General features: G+C 57.6%; 13 protein-coding genes. 4 read left to right on the top strand and 9 right to left on the bottom strand.

Going from position 1 to position 12,359, the window contains the following annotated elements:
* The first annotated feature begins 117 nt into the window (after positions 1-117).
* Positions 118-831 (top strand): murein tripeptide amidase MpaA, encoded by a 714-nt coding sequence (mpaA, locus tag LU196_RS16120; protein WP_232759984.1) that lies wholly within the window; start codon positions 118-120, stop codon positions 829-831.
* Here the strand turns inward: mpaA and ycjG are convergent.
* Positions 800-1,786 carry an L-Ala-D/L-Glu epimerase gene (ycjG, locus tag LU196_RS16115; RefSeq protein ID WP_232759983.1) on the bottom strand — a complete coding sequence of 329 codons (987 nt, stop codon included), beginning with the start codon at positions 1,784-1,786 and terminating at the stop codon, positions 800-802. The genes mpaA and ycjG overlap by 32 nt on opposite strands.
* Positions 1,787-1,925: 139 nt before the next feature.
* Here ycjG and tpx point away from each other — a divergent pair, with 139 nt between their 5' ends.
* Positions 1,926-2,429, top strand: coding sequence for a thiol peroxidase (gene tpx / locus LU196_RS16110; protein ID WP_232759982.1), 504 nt, complete (start codon positions 1,926-1,928; stop codon positions 2,427-2,429).
* A 47-nt stretch (positions 2,430-2,476) separates the two neighbouring features.
* Here tpx and tyrR read toward each other — a convergent pair whose 3' ends face one another.
* From tyrR to pspA, 7 genes are all read right to left on the bottom strand, one after another.
* Positions 2,477-4,042 carry a transcriptional regulator TyrR gene (tyrR, locus tag LU196_RS16105; protein WP_232759981.1) on the bottom strand — a complete coding sequence of 522 codons (1,566 nt, stop codon included), beginning with the start codon at positions 4,040-4,042 and terminating at the stop codon, positions 2,477-2,479.
* 211 nt (positions 4,043-4,253) lie between these two features.
* Positions 4,254-5,324 carry a TIGR01620 family protein gene (locus LU196_RS16100; RefSeq protein WP_232759980.1) on the bottom strand — a complete coding sequence of 357 codons (1,071 nt, stop codon included), beginning with the start codon at positions 5,322-5,324 and terminating at the stop codon, positions 4,254-4,256.
* On the bottom strand, positions 5,321-6,718 hold the full coding sequence (locus LU196_RS16095) for a YcjX family protein (RefSeq protein ID WP_232759979.1): 1,398 nt from the start codon (positions 6,716-6,718) through the stop codon (positions 5,321-5,323). The genes LU196_RS16100 and LU196_RS16095 overlap by 4 nt, the downstream gene beginning before the upstream one ends.
* Positions 6,699-6,947 (bottom strand): phage shock protein PspD, encoded by a 249-nt coding sequence (gene pspD, locus LU196_RS16090; protein ID WP_232759978.1) that lies wholly within the window; start codon positions 6,945-6,947, stop codon positions 6,699-6,701. Before pspD ends, LU196_RS16095 begins: the two co-directional genes overlap by 20 nt.
* A 55-nt stretch (positions 6,948-7,002) precedes the next feature.
* Entirely contained in the window at positions 7,003-7,350 is a 348-nt protein-coding gene (gene pspC / locus LU196_RS16085) for an envelope stress response membrane protein PspC (protein WP_232759977.1), read from the bottom strand.
* A complete protein-coding gene (gene pspB / locus LU196_RS16080) occupies positions 7,347-7,574 on the bottom strand; it encodes an envelope stress response membrane protein PspB (protein ID WP_232759976.1) in 228 nt (75 codons plus the stop codon). Before pspB ends, pspC begins: the two co-directional genes overlap by 4 nt.
* 56 nt (positions 7,575-7,630) lie before the next feature.
* Positions 7,631-8,299, bottom strand: a complete 669-nt coding sequence (gene pspA / locus LU196_RS16075) for a phage shock protein PspA (protein WP_232759975.1) — start codon at positions 8,297-8,299, stop codon at positions 7,631-7,633.
* Positions 8,300-8,461: 162 nt separating this feature from the next.
* Here pspA and pspF point away from each other — a divergent pair, with 162 nt between their 5' ends.
* Positions 8,462-9,481: a phage shock protein operon transcriptional activator gene (gene pspF, locus LU196_RS16070; RefSeq protein ID WP_232759974.1), complete on the top strand. Its 1,020-nt coding sequence runs from the start codon at positions 8,462-8,464 to the stop codon at positions 9,479-9,481.
* 720 nt (positions 9,482-10,201) lie between these two features.
* Here pspF and LU196_RS16065 read toward each other — a convergent pair.
* Positions 10,202-10,582 carry a hypothetical protein gene (locus tag LU196_RS16065; protein ID WP_232759973.1) on the bottom strand — a complete coding sequence of 127 codons (381 nt, stop codon included), beginning with the start codon at positions 10,580-10,582 and terminating at the stop codon, positions 10,202-10,204.
* Between the two features lie 154 nt (positions 10,583-10,736).
* On the opposite strand from LU196_RS16065, the gene sapA reads away from it, so the two are divergent.
* Positions 10,737-12,359, top strand: coding sequence for an ABC transporter substrate-binding protein SapA (sapA, locus tag LU196_RS16060; protein ID WP_304622741.1), 1,623 nt, complete (start codon positions 10,737-10,739; stop codon positions 12,357-12,359).

Here is a 12,359-nt window from a genome sequence, read left to right as displayed (position 1 = left end):
AATAAATAGCTATTTCCCGAGGCGCGGTTTACCGCTATGTTGAGCCTGAACTTCCCGTCACACTTTTGCTCACCGCGTCGGCGTTCGCCCGCCTTGAGACGCCCAAAGAGGAACGTTATGTCTGCACATCATCCCCGGCCGCTGCGCGGCAGACTCAGTGCGGTTCGGCAGCAATACGGCAGCTCCGCGCTGGGCGCCCCGCTTTTATGGTTTCCCGCGCCTGCGGCGGATGCCGAAACTGGCCTGATTATTGCGGGCACCCACGGTGACGAAAATGCGGCCGTTGCGACCTTGTCTGGCGCGATGCGCACCCTGCCGGACACGCTGCGCCGCCACCATGTGATTCTGGCGGTCAACCCTGACGGCTGTCAGCTTGGTTTACGTGCCAATGCAAATGGCGTGGATCTCAACCGCAATTTTCCCGCAGCAAACTGGCAGCACGGCGACACGGTATACCGCTGGAATAGCGCGGCAGACGCGCGCGATGTGGTGCTGTCCACCGGCAATGCGCCTTCCTCGGAACCTGAAACGCAGGCGCTGTGCCAGCTGATTCATCGGATAAAACCGCACTGGGTCGTGTCGTGGCATGAGCCCTTAGCGTGTATTGACGATCCGCACCACAGCGCGCTTGGGCAATGGCTGGCAGCGCAAACCGACTTACCGCTGGTGAGCAGCGTCGGTTACGCTACGCCGGGCTCATTTGGCAGTTGGTGCGATGATCTCGGCCTGCTGTGCATTACCGCCGAAATGCCGCCTATTTCGGTCGATGAAGCGACGGAGGTGTATCTGGACGCCATGATCAACCTGCTGCGCTGGCAGCCCGCAGATTAAGGACACCGTGCGCGAAGTGCAGCGCGGGCTCAACGTCTACTGCCAGCCACGTTGGGCCATCCAGATCGGCAAAAGTGGCTACGGCGGTAAGCGGCAGCGCAGCGCGTATCGCACGCGATGTGCACAGCATACAACCGAGCATGATCTTAAACCCCTGCGCCTCTGCCGCGCTAGCCAGTGCCAGCGCCTCGGTGAATCCGCCGGTTTTATCGAGCTTGATGTTGATCATGTCGTAGCGCCCTTGCAGCGGCGGCAGGTTTTCCCGCGTGTGACAGCTCTCGTCGGCGCAGATAGGCAGCGGATGAATAAAATTCTCCAGCGCCGCGTCCTCTCCGGCGGGCAGCGGCTGCTCCAGCATGGCAACCTGCAAATCCGCCAGCAGCTGGCAGCGCGCCGCCAAACCTTCTGCGGGCCAGGATTCGTTGGCATCAACAATCAGCGTGGCCTCCGGTACGGCGCTGCGAATGGCCACCAGCCGTTCACTGATCAGATGATTATCCATTTTGATTTTAAGTAGGCGTGCCCCATGCTGCCAGAGCGCTGAGGCGCTGCTCGCCATGGCATCGGGCGTATCAATGCTCACCGTGTGCGCCGTCACGATCGCGTCCGGCGTCTGCAGGTTGCTCAGTGACGCCAGGGATTGCCCCTGTTGTTGACAGGCCAAATCCCACAGCGCGCAGTCGATGGCGTTGCGCGCCGCGCCTGCGGGCATCGCCTGCTGCAGCTCGGCGCGCGTCATGCCGTGCTGAATGGCCGCCAGCTGATCGGCGATTTGCTGTAGCACCGACGCTTCGCTTTCACCATAGCGCGCATACGGCGTGGCTTCGCCGACGCCTTTGTAGCCGTCCTGTTCGATCTCCACCACCACCACGTGCGCTTCGGTGCGGCTGCCGCGCGAAATAACAAACGGCGAATGCAGCGGCCAGGCTTCCGGGTAACTTTTCACTGTTCTCATTATTTCTCCTTAAGGTTGCGGTGATTCACACAACGGCATGGTTTACACTCGAAAACCCTTAAAATTTATGTCATAAACAGGCGCTATACCTGTCCAGATGGCAAAGTTGTCTGGTTTTTATTGTTAATAAGGAAATCCTATGTCGCAGAAAGTGCATTTTCAGGGCAATGACGTCCCCGTAGCGGGACACTTCCCTCAGGCCGGTGAAAAGGCGAAGCCTTTCACGCTGGTTGCCAAAGATCTGAATGATGTTTCGCTGGCAACCTTCGCAGGCAAACGCAAAGTGCTGAACATTTTCCCGAGCATTGATACCGGCGTCTGTGCGGCCTCGGTGCGTAAGTTCAACGAGCGCTCTGGTGATGCCGACAACACGGTCGTGCTGTGTATCTCTGCTGACCTGCCGTTTGCGCAATCACGCTTTTGCGGCGCTGAGGGCGTCAATAACGTTGTCACGCTGTCGGCGATGCGCGGATCGGAATTTAAAGAAGATTACGGCGTTGCCATTGCGGATGGCCCGTTGAAAGGGTTAACCGCGCGTGCCGTGGTAGTACTGGACGAAAATGACACGGTGATTTACAGCGAGTTGGTCGATGAAATCACCCACGAGCCAGACTACGATGCGGCTCTTGCTGCGTTGAAATAACGCTTCTGCCTGTAGCGGGCGTCGCTACAGGCATCCCTTACCGGTGATTACTCGCCTTCTCCGCGCTTTTGGCCCAAACCATATTCACGCAGTTTATTCGCAATCGCCGTGTGCGATACGCCCAGCCGCTTGGCTAATTTACGCGTACTCGGGTAGGAGATGTAGAGCCGCGTCAGTACCGAGCGTTCAAACCGGCTCGTAATGTCATCCAGCGATCCTTCCATCGCTTCGTCCCCCAGCGAGACGTTAAGCGCCTGTTCCGGCAGCACAATATCCTGCGGGCGCAGCTCGTACCCTTCCAGCTGCGTCAGCGCACGGTACAGGGCGTTTTTGAGCTGCCGCACATTACCCGGCCAGCTGTAGCGCATAAGAAACGGCGCGAGCTGAGGCGAGAGACGCGGCCGCGGTAGCCCCTGCTCGTCGGCAAAGCGCGCCACAAACATCTCGCTCAGCGGCAGAATATCCTGCGGGCGATCGCGCAGCGGCGGCAAATTTAAGGTGAGCACATTGAGACGGTAGAACAGATCCTCTCGAAATTCGCCGCGCTGCACCAGTTCAAAGAGATTTTTTTGCGTAGCGCAAATCACGCGCACATCAACGTGCACCTCATGCTCCTCACCAACGCGACGGAAGGTGCCATCGTTGAGAAAACGCAGCAGTTTGGTTTGCATCCGTGGCGACATTTCACCAATTTCATCCAGCAGCACGGACCCGCCGTTTGCCTGCTCAAAAAATCCTTTTTTCCCCTCTAACGCATTGGGGTACGCCCCAGGCGCATGACCAAAAAGTTCACTTTCAGCCACGTCGTCGGGCAGTGAAGCGCAATTGAGCGCCAAAAACGGTTTTTTGCCGCGCGCGCTGCGCAGGTGGCAGGCGCGGGCCAGCATGTCTTTGCCGGTGCCGGTGTCGCCCACAATCAGCAGCGGCGCGCTATGCATTGCCAGCTTGCGGGCCTGATCGACAACTTGACGCATCTTTGGCGTCACGGCCACGATGTGCTCAAACTCGGACTCGTCCGTCACCTGGAGGTTTTGCAGCTGGCGCCCCATTCGCGCGGTGGATTTCAGCGTCACCATCGCGCCCACCGGCTGATCGTCCTGGCTCTCTTCGCCGGCCAGATAAATGGGCCGCGCTTCCATCAGGAAATCCCGCCCGTGAATCACCACCTGCTGCGCCTGCGCATCGACACGTTCGTGCTCCAGCCAACGCTGAAAATTGAACCCGGTAATCAGCGCACCGGCATTTTGATTACGCAGCTTCAGCTCGTCGAGCTGGAACAGATTTTGCGCCGCCGGGTTAGACAATTCCACTTTGCCTTTTAAATCAATGGAAAATACCGGCTCCGGCATCGCCACCAGCAGCGCACTCAGCGCGCGATGCTCACGCTCTGAAGGCATATAGGCCACGGTGCGCACGTCAGTCACGCCCGGTGTACGGCGAATTTCCGCCATCAGGCTGCTGAAGGGCTCAAAGGCCAGCGCCGAAAAGTTGAGATAAATGCGGCCGAGCGGCGCAATTTCGATGCCGCGCAGATCGATATTGCGCGCCACCAGCAGGTCGAGTAGCTCGCGCGCCAGTCCGATGCGATCCTGGCAAAAAACTTCCAAACGCATTGCGATGAGCCTTATTTTGTCTGAGATTTTACAGATAATACGCTAACTTGCAGCGCCTCAGAAGAGTGTTGTCATGAAAAGTTGACAGTTTGCGAGCAACGCCGCACTGCGCGTCATCTTCGGCGCAGGAACGCGTAGTCGAGGGGGAGACAATTGGAGGTTCGTGCCGCCCTTCCGTTCCCGTTCAGAAGGAAAGGCGAGCAAACGTGCATTATTTGGTGGTGTCTGCTTTATTACTGCTTTTCGCCAAAGCCGCTTTCAGCTGGGACACTAATTCACGCCGAAAGTCGCCTAAGCGCGGTTTATCCGTTTCGAGCCACGGCAGAGGACGACACAGCTCCATCGCTTTAATGCCCAAGCGGGCGGTGAGCAGCCCTGCGCCAATACCTTGCGCCGCTCTGGCGGAAAGACGCGCCGCAACGTCCTGGGAAACCCAGTCCATGCCAACTTCACGCACCAGCTCCGACGCCCCGGCAAACGCCATATTTAGCAGCACAAGGCGAAACAGACGCAGGCGGCTGAAGTAGCCCAGCTCAATACCGTAAATGGCCGCGATGCGGTTTACCAGACGCAGATTGCGCCAGGCCATGAAAGCCATGTCGACCAGCGCCAGTGGACTCACGGCAATCATGAGCGTGGATTCGGCCGCGTGGCGGCTGATTTCACGACGCGCCTGACGATCAAGCACCGGCTGTACAAATTGGGCATACAGCGTCACGATCTCCCGGTCGTTTTGCGTGTCGTGCAGCGCGGCGTGCCAGCGCTGCAGTGCCGGATGACCGTGATCAAGCTGCGCCTGACGCGCCAGACGTTCGCAAAAGTCGCGTCCTTTACCCACACCGTGACTGTTCAGCAAGGTGCGCGCGGTGTCACGCGTTTCAGCGCGGGCGCGCAGCTTGTACAGCCGGCGCCACTCGCTCACCAGCGCCCCTGTGCCCGCTGCCACAATCAGGCCACCGGCCACACCGCTGCCCAGCGCGAACCCGTCGCGCGTCAGCCAGGCATCATGCAGCCACTCAACGCCCTGCGCCACGACGCTCAAGGCAAACACCGCCAGGCCTGCGCCCACCATCCTGCGCCAGACGCTGCGCTTGGGCTGCAGCGCCGCTTCAACGACTTTTTCGCCCGCGCTCTCTTCCAGCGGTTCGGCTTCAGTGCTGGGCATAAACGCTTCTTCAGCCTGCGGTGAAAAGGTCTGAGCCGCGCGCAGCGGCGTCACCGGATCCTTCTCCAGCGGACGCGCAAAATCGATGCGCGGTTTTAACGGCGTATCGTCGCTCATCGCAATTTATCTCCCAGTAAAAATTCCAGCGCCGCATCCATACGAATGTGCGGCAGTGGACGATCGACGTCCAGCTGCCGGGGGCGGAACTGTTCAAATTGAAAACCTTGCTGCTGCCAAAAGTTGTTTCCCGGCAGGCGCGGCGGCACTTCACCGGGATACACGGTAAGGGCTTCATTGTCACTGAGTCGGTGACCGCGTAACGCCGGAATTTTCTCACCGCGGTGATCAACCAGGCCGCTCTCTGTCGCCTGCACCGAAGCCAGTCCCATGCAGTCCATGCTGATGCCTTCAAAGGCGGCGTTTTGCCAGGCGTCCTGCACCAGCTGCTGCAGCAGCGACACCATGTTGGCGTGCTGATCGGCGGTGATGTGATCGGCTTTAGTGGCCGCGAACAGGAGTTTATCAATCACCGGCGAGAACAGACGGCGAAATAGCGTACGCTGACCATAGTGGAAGCTCTGCATTAGCTGGGTTAACGCAAGGCGCATATCATTAAACGCCTGCGGACCACTGTTGAGCGGCTGAAGGCAATCCACCAAGACAATCTGGCGGTCAAAGCGTAGAAAGTGATTTTTATAGAACCCTTTCACGATGTGCTGACAGTAATAGGCGAAGCGTTGCTGCAGCACAGCGAAGTTACTGCCCGCCGGCGCCTGCAACAGCGCGCTGGCGCGCGTTTCATCATCCTGCGGCCATGGAAAAAATTGCAGCGCCGGTGCCCCCGCCATCTCGCCCGGCAGCACAAAGCGACCCGGTTGAATAAAGTGCAATCCCTGATCTTTACACTGATGTAAATAAGCGGTCCAGGCGGCGGCGATCTCAGCCAGACGATTCTCATCCGCCGGAGCGAAGGGATCGAGATCCGCACAGCGTTGCTGCCATGTCGCCGCCCACTGCTGACGCGGGCCGCTGAGTAAGCCGCGCATTTGCCGCGACCAGCTCAGGTAATCTTGCCCCAGCATCGGCAAATCAAGCAGCCACTCGCCGGGATAATCCACAATTTCGAGATAGAGCGTGGCGGTATCTTTGACGTGGCGCAGCAGCGAGCGATCCGGCCGATAGCGCAGCGCGAGGCACATCTCACTGACGCCACGCGTGGGCGTTGGCCAAACGGGCGGCGTGCTGTAAAGCTGCGCCAATCCCTCATCGTAAGTAAAGCGAGGCGTACCGAGTTCGCGCTGTGGCACACGCTTGACGCCAAGCAGCCGCGCTTCGCGTACCGCAGAAAACAGCGGCAAACGTGCGCCGCTGTGAACATTCAACAGTTGATTAACCAGCGAGGTGATAAACGCGGTTTTGCCGCTGCGGCTCAAGCCGGTAACGGCGAGGCGCAGGTGGCGGTCAACGCCGCGATTAACCCACGCCGCCAATTCATTTTGCAGTCTTTTCATCGTTATCCCTGATGAAGCGTGCCGCAAGGCGCTTGAGCGTCTTGCTAAGCACCGGCTCCAGGGCTGCCGCCAGCAACAGGCGAAGCGGGCGGCGCGCCACCGATTTTACTGCCCAGCCAGCCAGCCCGCCGGGCGCATAGGTTACGGCGTTGATAATGATAAATTTTCCTGCCGACTTCAATGCAGGCGTGGCGCGGCGACGTAACGCAGTAAAACGTTGTGAATGCATGACCACCTCTCAACGGCATAGAACGCGGACCCGCTGTCGGGCCCGCAAATAGTGATTAGAGCTGGCGGAAACGACTGCGAACGCTGAACGTTTCCGAGGTGACGTAACGTTCAATTTCTCGCACGTTACGTTCATCGCTGCTCAAGGCGCTTTCCAGCTCATTAAGCAGATCGCGGGCGCTGGGTGTACGTTGTTCAGGGGCGTCTTCAGGCTTCTCGTCTAACACAAAGCCGAGAATAAAGTACGCCACGATCGTGAACATAAACAGGCCAAAAAACAGCGATAACACCACGATAATGCGCAGCAGGCGCACCGGAATATCGAGGTACTCCGCCAATCCCGCGCAAACGCCGCGGATTTTGCCCTGCTGCGGGATGCGCCACAGTTTGCGGCCCTTCATCATGGCTGCCTCCAGTTAGGGTGCTCGGCATCTAAAATCGCCTCCAGCGCCTCAACGCGCTCCCGCATGCGGCGGGCCTCCAGCGTCAGCTGCTGTAAACGCTGCATCTCGCTGGAAGAGAGCTCCGCGCCGCCGCCGCGCTTATTACTGTAATGCAGCCATAGCCAGATCGGGGCGACGAACAGCACGAAAATCGTCAGCGGTATGGCCAGAAATAATGCGCTCATTGACTCTCCTTAATCATTAAACGGTCACGTCATGTCCGTTTGCTGGACACGCGCCTTCACTCGCTACGCTGGCTCATTTTGGCTTTCAGCGCCGCCAGCTGCTGACTGATTTCATCGTCTGCTTTAAGGTCAGCAAATTCCTGATCCAGCGTTTTGGCTTTTCCGAAGCGCTGACTTTCCGCCTCAGCTTCCATGTGGTCAATGCGGCGCTCAAATGACTCAAAGCGTGCCATCGCTTCATCAATTTTGCCGCTGTCCAGCTGGCGACGCACATCACGTGACGATGAAGCAGCTTGGTGGCGCAGCGTCAGAGCTTGCTGACGGGCGCGCGTTTCGCTGAGTTTTTTCTCCAGCTCGGCGATTTCGCCTTTCATGCGTGCAAGCGTCTCTTCAACCTGCTCCGCCTCCTGCTGCAACGCGGCAATCAGATCGGTCAGTTTCTGCTTTTCGATCAGGGCCGCACGTGCCAAATCTTCTTTTTCTCTACTGATGGCCAGCTCGGCTTTCTGCTGCCATTCCGCCTGCTGCGTTTCCGCTTGGTCGATACGACGCTGCAGCTGCTTTTTCTCCGCCAGGGCACGAGCCGAGGTCGAGCGCACTTCCACCAGCGTATCTTCCATTTCTTGAATCATGAGACGCACCAACTTCTGTGGATCCTCTGCGCGCTCAAGCAGCGAATTAATGTTGGCGTTGACGATATCGGCAAAGCGAGAAAAGATACCCATAGTTGTATTCCTCAATGTGTACGGTAATCGGTTGTCCTGTCTGCTTAATACAAATTGCGTGCCAATTTCATAACGCATTGATTGTAAATGTTTTTGCTTTTTTTGTGCCGCGCAGCCATGCTTGGCGTTAGTGAAATTAATCAAGCTGTGGCGAAATTCATTATGATGACTAGCAAAGAGACCCTGCTCGGTGAATCAAACAACTTTTTAGAGGTGCTGGAGCACGTTTCTCGTCTTGCGCCGCTGGAAAAACCGGTGCTGGTGGTGGGCGAACGGGGTACGGGTAAAGAGCTGATCGCCAGCCGTCTGCACTATCTTTCTGAACGCTGGCAAGGGCCGTTTATCTCACTCAACTGCGCGGCACTCAACGAAAACCTGCTGGATTCTGAACTGTTTGGCCATGAGGCTGGCGCCTTTACCGGTGCGCAAAAACGCCATTTGGGGCGCTTTGAACGTGCCGACGGCGGCACGCTTTTTCTCGATGAACTGGCTACTGCACCGATGCTGGTGCAAGAGAAGCTTCTGCGGGTCATTGAGTATGGGCAACTGGAGCGCGTGGGCGGTAATCATGCGCTGCAGGTCAACGTGCGTTTGGTGTGTGCCACCAATGAAGATTTACCCGCGCTGGCCGCCGCAGGAAAATTCCGCGCAGATTTACTGGACCGCCTCGCGTTTGATGTGGTGCAACTGCCGCCGCTGCGCGCGCGACGCAGTGACATTCTGGTGATGGCGGAGCATTTTGCTATCCAAATGTGCCGTGAACTGGGCATGCCGCTGTTTCCTGGCTTCACGGAGCAGGCCCAGCAGGTACTGCTGAACCACGGCTGGCCAGGAAATGTGCGCGAACTGAAAAATGTGGTGGAGCGTTCAGTTTACCGCCATCACAGCAGCGACCGACCGCTGGATAACATCATTATCAATCCTTTCGCGCCGCCCGATTACGACCTCCCTGTGCAACCTGAAGCCGAGCGGGCGAGTTTGCCCGCCCTGCCGCTGGATTTACGGGAATGGCAAAACCAGCAGGAACGGGCGCTGGTGGAAGCCAGTTTGCAGCAGGCGCGATACAACCAACGCCGCGCGGCCGCGTTACTGCAGGTCACATACCACCAGCTGCGCGCGATGATGAAAAAACACGACGTTAAAATTGATGCCCCCTCATCGGCTGCAATAAATGACAAGTAAATAAAGCGGTGACAGGTGACTCGCGCGCAATAGGCTTATTGCCAAATTAAATTTACCTGATTGCCGCTTTTATTAACGACGCGTCAGATATATTTGGGTAGCGCCTTCGTTTATTGATTAATTCTGCTGCACTGAGCAAAGGTTTTCATAAGCATGTGTACGTGCGGATCCCCCGCACGCAAGGCTGAGGGCCGCCGGGCGACCGGCTGAGGTAAAATGTAAGCGTATTTTAAACCTGTTTTAAATCATTCATTTCAAGCTCTCATACTTTTTCTACAAATATAAATATCGTCATCCCGCTGCGCTATATTCATTATTCCATTGGATAACGCCCACCTAAAAAATAAGGAATGCGCATGACAATGACGCGTGAAGAGTTTGATGCCAGCCTGGCAGAAATACGTGCGGAAATAGGCCAAAAATTTGCTGACGCAGAGCAGACGTTACGCGAACAGCACGCAGAACATAACGCCCAGCTGGCACAGCGCATTGCGACGCTAGATACACTGACGCGTGGCCTTGAGGAAAAATTGCAGGCCCTGGAAGCGGCACAGCAACAGCGGGACCGCCAGCGTGCTATGTGGCAGGAAAACGTTGCCCCTCAGTCAGCAGAAGGCGGCCGATCTTTTGCCGGTCTTCACGCGGGTCTCTTCAGCACCCTTATCGTGTTTGGCATCATTTTGGCAGTGATCACCGGGCTCATCGTTTTGGGTGCCGCCTTTATGGTGCGATCCTCAGTAAACACTGCTCCGCCTCAGCCGTTAGTGGTTGTGGTTCCGGCATCCTCCGGGCCAGCTGCCGTGCCGCCGCCGCCCCCTGCGCCGGGTGCGGTTCCGCCACCACCGCCTGCACCGGGTGCCGTTCCACCGCCACCGCCTGCACCGGGTGCCGTTCCGCCGCCACCGCCTGCACCGGGCGCCGTTCCACCGCCACCGCCTGCACCGGGTGCCGCTCCGCCACCGCGCTGATGCCCTGCATGGGGGTTACCGACAAAAAAAAGCCCGCACATAAGGCGGGCAACGTCATACTGGAAGCAATGTGAGCAATGTCGTGCACTTTATCGGTAGAGACACCGCTGAAGTGCACGCTAATAATAATCATTCCCATTATCATCTGTAAAGCAATGGATGCGATTTTTTCGCTCCATCCTTGCGCGTCTGATAACGTGACGCCCCTTCGCAGCAGGCGTCGAGCATTTGGGATGTTCCCCGCTTTACGTTACACTCACGCCACTGCCTGAAATTCGTTGAGCTCTATGTCAAAACTACGCCTTATGCTGCTGCTTAGCCTCAGCGCCTTTATGCTGCCTGCGCTTGCCGCCCCTGTGGAATCGATCCGTAATAGCGGCTTTGTCTACTGCGTAAACGGCACCGTAAACACCTTTAATCCGCAAATGGTGAGCAGCGGTCTGGTTGTGGATACGCTGGCGGCGCAGCTTTACGATCGCCTGGTCGATGTCGATCCCTACACATACCGATTGATGCCCGATCTGGCGCAAAGCTGGGAAGTACGCGATAACGGCGCCACCTACCGCTTCCATCTGCGCAAAAATGTTCAGTTTCAGCACACTAATCAGTTTACCCCCTCGCGCAACATGAATGCCGACGATGTGGTATTTAGCTTTGCGCGCATGTTTGACAGACAGCATCCCTGGCACAACGTTAACGGCGGCAGCTATCCCTATTTTGACAGCCTGCAGTTCGCCGACTCGGTGCAAAGCGTCAAGAAACTGGACAACAGCACCGTCGAAATTCGCCTGAACAGCCCGGATGCCTCATTTCTCTGGCACATCGCGACCCATTACGCGCCGATCCTGTCACAAGAGTATGCCACTCAGCTTACCGCTAAAGGCCAGCAAGAGCGTTTGGATCGCGAGCCCGTGGGTACCGGCCCGTATCAGCTTAGCGAGTACCGTACCGGACAATATTTACGCCTGGCGCGCAACCCGCACTATTGGCGCGGCGTACCGCGATTACAGCAGGTGGTGATCGATTTGGGCGTAGGCGGCACCGGACGTCTTTCTAAATTACTCACCGGCGAATGTGACGTCCTTGCGTATCCCGCCGCCAGCCAGCTCTCGATTTTACGCGACGATCCCCGGCTGCGCATGACGTTACGCCCGGGGATGAACATCGCTTACTTAGCCTTCAATACCCGCAAACCGCCGTTGGATCGGCCCGAAGTGCGACATGCACTGGCGCTGGCGATCAACAACGAGCGGCTCATGGAGTCGATTTACTACGGCACGGCAGAAACGGCGGCGTCGATTTTGCCGCGTGCATCCTGGGCGTATGACAACAGCGCGCGCGTAACGGAATACAATCCGGACAAAGCGCGTGAGGCGCTGCGCGCGCTCGGTATTGAAAATTTGCATCTTCGTCTTGTGGTACCAACCACCTCGCAGTCCTGGAATCCCAGCCCGCTCAAAACGGCCGAGCTGCTGCAGGCCGATTTAGCGCAGGTGGGCGTTGAAGTGACCATTGCCCCGGTTGAAGGGCGGTTTCAGGAAGCCCAGCTGATGGCCATGAATCACGACCTCACGCTTACCGGTTGGTCAACTGACAGCAACGATCCTGACAGCTTTTTTCGGCCACTCCTGAGCTGCGCCGCCATTCGTTCGCAAACCAATTATGCACACTGGTGTTCGCCCGAGTTTGACGCGTTGCTGCAGCGCGCCCTGCTCTCTCAGCAACTTTCGGCGCGCATCGACAACTACAGTCACGCACAGCAGCTCCTGGCACAATCCCTGCCGGTGCTGCCGCTGGCCTCGTCGCTGCGACTGCAGGCCTATCGACACGACATCAAAGGCCTGGTGCTCAGCCCCTTTGGCAACGCCTCGTTTGCTGGGGTTTACCGCGACAGTAGCCAGGAAGAATAA

Source organism: Pantoea sp. Mb-10, from assembly GCF_021272205.1.
Taxonomy (GTDB): Bacteria; Pseudomonadota; Gammaproteobacteria; order Enterobacterales; family Enterobacteriaceae; genus Pantoea.
The sequence above is the reverse complement of the archived record's forward strand: the minus strand, read 5'-3'. Positions and strand labels throughout refer to the sequence as shown.

Excerpts from the sequence above, each read along its gene's own strand:
- mpaA (WP_232759984.1), top strand. The coding sequence starts at position 118 with ATGTCTGCACATCATCCCCGGCCGCTGCGCGGCAGACTCAGTGCGGTT.
- ycjG (WP_232759983.1), bottom strand. The coding sequence starts at position 1,786 with ATGAGAACAGTGAAAAGTTACCCGGAAGCCTGGCCGCTGCATTCGCCG.
- tpx (WP_232759982.1), top strand. The coding sequence starts at position 1,926 with ATGTCGCAGAAAGTGCATTTTCAGGGCAATGACGTCCCCGTAGCGGGA.
- tyrR (WP_232759981.1), bottom strand. The coding sequence starts at position 4,042 with ATGCGTTTGGAAGTTTTTTGCCAGGATCGCATCGGACTGGCGCGCGAG.
- LU196_RS16100 (WP_232759980.1), bottom strand. The coding sequence starts at position 5,324 with ATGAGCGACGATACGCCGTTAAAACCGCGCATCGATTTTGCGCGTCCG.
- LU196_RS16095 (WP_232759979.1), bottom strand. The coding sequence starts at position 6,718 with ATGAAAAGACTGCAAAATGAATTGGCGGCGTGGGTTAATCGCGGCGTT.
- pspD (WP_232759978.1), bottom strand. The coding sequence starts at position 6,947 with ATGCATTCACAACGTTTTACTGCGTTACGTCGCCGCGCCACGCCTGCA.
- pspC (WP_232759977.1), bottom strand. The coding sequence starts at position 7,350 with ATGATGAAGGGCCGCAAACTGTGGCGCATCCCGCAGCAGGGCAAAATC.
- pspB (WP_232759976.1), bottom strand. The coding sequence starts at position 7,574 with ATGAGCGCATTATTTCTGGCCATACCGCTGACGATTTTCGTGCTGTTC.
- pspA (WP_232759975.1), bottom strand. The coding sequence starts at position 8,299 with ATGGGTATCTTTTCTCGCTTTGCCGATATCGTCAACGCCAACATTAAT.
- pspF (WP_232759974.1), top strand. The coding sequence starts at position 8,462 with ATGATGACTAGCAAAGAGACCCTGCTCGGTGAATCAAACAACTTTTTA.
- LU196_RS16065 (WP_232759973.1), bottom strand. The coding sequence starts at position 10,582 with ATGATTATTATTAGCGTGCACTTCAGCGGTGTCTCTACCGATAAAGTG.
- sapA (WP_304622741.1), top strand. The coding sequence starts at position 10,737 with ATGTCAAAACTACGCCTTATGCTGCTGCTTAGCCTCAGCGCCTTTATG.